Below are 1104 nucleotides of genomic sequence, written 5' to 3' on the forward strand. Positions count from 1 at the left end.
CTGACGTTGTAGATGCCGCCGCCGTCCTTGCTGGCCTTGTTCTTCTCGATGGTGCTGTGTTCGACCTTCAGCACGGTGTCGATGGCGGCGATACCGCCGCCGTTCTCGCAGGCGGTGTTGTTCTTGATGTCGGTCCAGCTGATGGTGACGAAGCCGCCGCTGCTGAACAGGCCGCCGCCGTTCTTGTCGGCGGTGTTGCCCTCGATGAGGGTCTTTTCGATCTCGACGGTGCCGGCCTCGTCGCGGCCGTCGTGGCCGTCGCGGCCGTCGGCGGTGACGTGCGCGTCGGGCTCCTTCTCCTCCTCCTTCTTCTTCTTCTTCTCCTCGCCGTTGGCGATGCCGCCGCCGTTGCCGCCGGCGGTGTTGTTGACGATCTTGGACTCGCCGCCCTTGCCGTCGCGGGACCCCTCGACCTCGAGGACGCCGGCGTTGAAGATGGCGCCGCCGTTGTCCTTGGCGTGGTTGTTCTCGAACGTGCTGCTCTCGACCTCGGTCCGGCCGAAGTTGGCGATCGCGCCGCCGTCGTCCGCGGCGCTGTTGAGCTTGAACGCGGTGTTCACCAGGTGGGCCTTGCCACCGCGCTCGACCAGCAGGCCACCGCCGTCGCCCTCGTGCTCGTCGTGCCCGCCGTCCTTGCTCGGCGGAGGCGGCGACGCGAGCATCGGCCGCTTCGCGGCCGGCGCCGTGGCGTCGGCCCCGGCCGCGCTGCCGGGCACGTACTTCGTCGGCGGTGTGTGCTTCTTCTGCTTCTTCTCGGCGGCGGCGCCGTTCTTGACGGTGACGTCCTTCAGGGTCAGGTCACCACCGTCGGCGACCCGGAAGATCCGGAATCCCTCCTCGGCCTCCCGCTTGATCGTGGCGCCCTGACCCTCGATGGTGATCTCCTGCTTGATCGTCGGCAGGCCCGCGTCGGACTTCTTGTCGAACTGGTCCAGCTCGTAGGTGCAGTCGGGAGTCAGCTTCAGCGTGCCACCCTCATCCCGGTTGGCCTGATCGAGGGCCTCGATCAGATCATCGTCGTCACAGGCCACCTCCCGCACCGCACCGGCCTCGCCCTTGTCCTTGTCCTTGTCCCGGTCCTTGTCCCGGTCCTTGTCCTGGTCC

Annotated in this window: 1 pseudogene; it reads right to left on the bottom strand. The window is 67.6% G+C overall.

Annotated features, from left to right (window positions below):
• Positions 1 to 1104: pseudogene (locus ACZ6S5_RS34900) on the bottom strand (hypothetical protein); the annotation flags it as partial.

This window comes from Micromonospora sp. NPDC051924, assembly GCF_055586005.1.